At 46.1% G+C, this 3,219-nt stretch carries 7 protein-coding genes; 5 read left to right on the top strand and 2 right to left on the bottom strand.

The features are described 5' to 3' along the window. Window positions 1-707: N-acetylmuramoyl-L-alanine amidase (locus tag Q0X25_RS08045; protein ID WP_298581006.1), on the top strand; the 707-nt coding region annotated here is incomplete at its 5' end. A 246-nt stretch (window positions 708-953) separates the two neighbouring features. On the opposite strand, the gene Q0X25_RS08040 is transcribed toward Q0X25_RS08045, so the two are convergent. Beyond that, window positions 954-1,463: a hypothetical protein gene (locus Q0X25_RS08040; protein ID WP_298581003.1), complete on the bottom strand. Its 510-nt coding sequence runs from the start codon at window positions 1,461-1,463 to the stop codon at window positions 954-956. Here Q0X25_RS08040 and Q0X25_RS08035 point away from each other — a divergent pair, their 5' ends adjacent. From Q0X25_RS08035 to Q0X25_RS08030, 4 genes are all read left to right on the top strand, one after another. Then, the gene (locus tag Q0X25_RS08035; protein WP_298581000.1) at window positions 1,464-2,066 is read left to right on the top strand and encodes a hypothetical protein; all 603 of its coding nucleotides are present in this window, start codon (window positions 1,464-1,466) and stop codon (window positions 2,064-2,066) included. A gap of 41 nt (window positions 2,067-2,107) precedes the next feature. Continuing rightward, window positions 2,108-2,431, top strand: coding sequence for an IS3 family transposase (locus tag Q0X25_RS08560; protein WP_367270421.1), 324 nt, complete (start codon window positions 2,108-2,110; stop codon window positions 2,429-2,431). Continuing rightward, complete coding sequence (locus Q0X25_RS08555; protein WP_367270420.1) at window positions 2,376-2,633, top strand: helix-turn-helix domain-containing protein; 258 nt, start codon at window positions 2,376-2,378, stop codon at window positions 2,631-2,633. Before Q0X25_RS08560 ends, Q0X25_RS08555 begins: the two co-directional genes overlap by 56 nt. A 68-nt stretch (window positions 2,634-2,701) precedes the next feature. Further along, window positions 2,702-2,881 (top strand): hypothetical protein, encoded by a 180-nt coding sequence (locus Q0X25_RS08030; RefSeq protein ID WP_298580998.1) that lies wholly within the window; start codon window positions 2,702-2,704, stop codon window positions 2,879-2,881. Here the strand turns inward: Q0X25_RS08030 and Q0X25_RS08025 are convergent. After that, window positions 2,878-3,048 (bottom strand): hypothetical protein, encoded by a 171-nt coding sequence (locus Q0X25_RS08025; RefSeq protein ID WP_298580995.1) that lies wholly within the window; start codon window positions 3,046-3,048, stop codon window positions 2,878-2,880. The genes Q0X25_RS08030 and Q0X25_RS08025 overlap by 4 nt on opposite strands. Window positions 3,049-3,219 lie beyond the last annotated feature (171 nt).

The raw sequence follows: 3,219 nt of genomic DNA, 5'->3' as shown, positions 1-3,219 counted from the left end.
GGGAGTATGCCGACCCCTCAAAGTTTGCCACGTGGCACGTGGGAGACGGTCGAGGGCGCTACGGAATCACCAATCAAAACAGCATCGGCATCGAGGTCTGCAATAACGGCGGGCCTTACACAGAGACAGAGGTCGGCTACCTCACGGCACTTGTGCAACAACTTATGGGCAAGTTTGGTGTTCCTGCATCGCGCGTTGTGCGCCACTACGATGCCTCGCGCAAGGCGTGCCCATATCCATATGTGCCAACTGGCGAAGACCCTACAGGCGCTAAGTGGGCAGCGCTACATAAGCTCATCACAGGCGGAAAGCCCACTGCTCAGACGCAGACAAAGCCGAAAGCAAAGCCCACAACAAAGGCGAAGCATGCAAAGCTCGATATAGACGGCTACTTCGGCCCTGCTACTATCAAGGCCTTGCAGCGCTATCTCGGTACACCCGCAGACGGCGTTATCTCATCACAGTACGCGCCAAATAAGCGGTACGTGCCTTCTTCGACATCGAGCTGGGAGTGGTCATATAGCGCAAAGGGTTCACTGTGCGTTAAAGCATTGCAGCGTAAGACAGGCGTAGCCGCAGACGGCATCTGGGGTAAAGGAACCTCGCGTGCCGTGCAAAGATGGCTGGGCGTAGATGCTGATGGCTACTTCGGCCCGCAGAGCGCAAAGGCCTTGCAGCGCAGGCTGAATAGCTCTGACAAGCTCTGACAAATAACGCAATACCCCTCTCGCATTGCGCGGAAGGGTTTTTTGTAGCTAATTTTGCTTTGGTCTAATAAATTTGAGTTATTTAGCGGCAAGCGGTAGCGTTTTGGCGGTGAGTGGGGAGGGGTTGAGGCGAGTCGAGCACCTGCCTTTAATTGTGCTCATTATGCCTTGGGGTCAAAAATGGGTCATGAGCTATTTAATATTTAAGTCTAAATAAAGCCTTTTATCTGCAAAAACATCTACTTGTTACAGACACTCTTTTAAGTGTTCGATCCCCCTTATCTCCACCAAAAATGCGTTACTCGAACTTCTGTGATTAAAAAAATTTGAGTTCGAGTAACTTTCGATATCTGTGTAATCATTACATGCGTAAAAACCGCATCTCATGTTTTTGATGATGCGGTTTTTTGCTGTTATGATTTTGATGAGCAAATCGCTTGCTCCCATTCGGACAGACCGATTAATCTGTTCGAGTTCTTTCTGGAAAGGTTCTATGATGGCATTTAAGAGAGGATTGAATTTAGCGTTGGCATCAATAGTGATTTGGTCGGTGCAGGAAATATAGATTTTTTCAAAGATTGCCTGATTCATCATCCGTTTGATGGTATCACTTGCGCCTTTGTAGAAGGCAGAGCAGTCATCCATAAGGTCAAGATAGTCCGTTAGGTTTTGTGAAATTTGTTCAAATGTGATGTTGTGCTGTTTAATTAGGGGCTGCGGTGGAAATCCTGGACCACATAAGGTCAGGAGAGCCACGTGTACAGCTTCGATGAGAGAAAACGGACAATTGAGCGACTGATTGAGCTTGATTGGGACTACAAGGCAACCGTAAAAGACTTGGGGTATCCCACACAATCTGCACTGGTGAGTTGGGCAAAGATATTTCTGGAGAAAGGAAAGATACCTCTTTCAAAGTTTGATGAGGATACTGACCCTCATTTTTATAATGCCCAACAAAGATGTCGGGCTGTTCGATGCTACTTTGCCCATGGTCGTTCTTTACGTGCAGCAATATCTGCACTGGGGTATCCAGACATCCAAACACTCAAAGTATGGATTGTTAATCTTGCTGTTTTAGGTTTGAAGAAAACTGAAGAGGATATCTGCCAAGGACTTACGCATAATGTCAGAGATGACAGCAGCGATGAGGAGTCTTACATGGATGAGAGCCCTGAAAAACAACTCTTAACTGAGTTTGAGAACCTGAAAAGAAAAAATATAGAGCTTAAACGAGAAAATGAGAGAGTTCAGCTGGAGATAGATGTTCGTCTTGCGACGCTTGAGATACTAAAAAAGGAAGGGGCACCGACCCGAAACGGCTTACGAACCAGGAGAAGGTCTGTCTCATTGACGCGCTGAGGACTAAATATGGCCTGTGCGTCTTACTAGAGCAGCTGCAGATGGCAAAAAGCAGCTATGCCTATGCTAAAGCTGCTTCTAGACGCCCTAAAAGTAAGGAATACTTAGCTGCAACAGAGGCAATAGCTGCTTCTTTTAGGAAAAGTTGCGGAAGATACGGTTACAGACGTATCCTTCAAGAGATAAATTCAGGAGATGCTGCGCTCGGTATAGGTGAGTTTAGGGTGCGGACCATCATGCGCAAGATGGGACTATATGTGCGTACACCCAGGCGGCCAAAGCGGTTTAACAGCTATATAGGAGGTGAATATGAAAGGGCTAAAAGCACTAAGACAGAATCGTGCAAGCCACTCAAAGCGATATAGCGTAGTTGAAGCTGCGCAGGTATTCAATGTGTCTCCGCCTACTTATCGCAAGCTTGAAAGTAACTCAAGTAGCATTACCTACGCACAGGCCGAAAAGCTTTCATCCTTTTTTGGATGCAAGGACGTGCGGATAATCGCTACACTCATCCCTAAGAAAAAGAGAAATGCGAACCACATTTCCATGTACTCGCCTCCTTATTAGTTGTGAAATGCGATACTCCCGAATAAGTCATTTGGAGTGGCATTAGCTTTTTTTGAAATGAGGTAAAAATGTTTGCAAGTAATAAGGAGATCGCGCTTAAAGAAGCGGTTGAACTTACTAAGGCAGCTATCGAGTCAGGCAGTGGTAATGTGCCACCCTATATTCACCAAAAAGAAGTTGCTGAGTTCGTCGAAACTCTCTATAAGAAGCTCGTAGAGCTTCATGTGGAAGCTGAAATAGAAGATTAGAAGCTTGAAAAAAGAATCTTAGTAGCGTCAATCGCTGCGTGAAGTTCTTCACTCCTTACTCCTCGATGTTCAATCTGGTCTGCCATGACCGACTGAACAAATCCAATGAGACTCTTCTTTAGTTCTTCCTTCTCATCATCCGTTAGATTAGTCACTGTAGTATTCAAGGTAGCTCCATTCTGCCATCCCAAATGACCCATTCGGTTTTATCTAGTAATGCTGTAGTGCGTTCGCATCATTGCCCCCTCAGGCGATTTGTGAACTGCCTCCCATTTCTTGGACACGAGAAATGGGAGGCCCCTTTATGTCTGGAAACGCTTGTTACGACGTCTCGATTA

This window comes from uncultured Olegusella sp., from assembly GCF_947253395.1.
Classification (GTDB): Bacteria; Actinomycetota; Coriobacteriia; order Coriobacteriales; family Atopobiaceae; genus Olegusella.
This window is presented reverse-complemented; position numbering and strand designations above follow the sequence as displayed.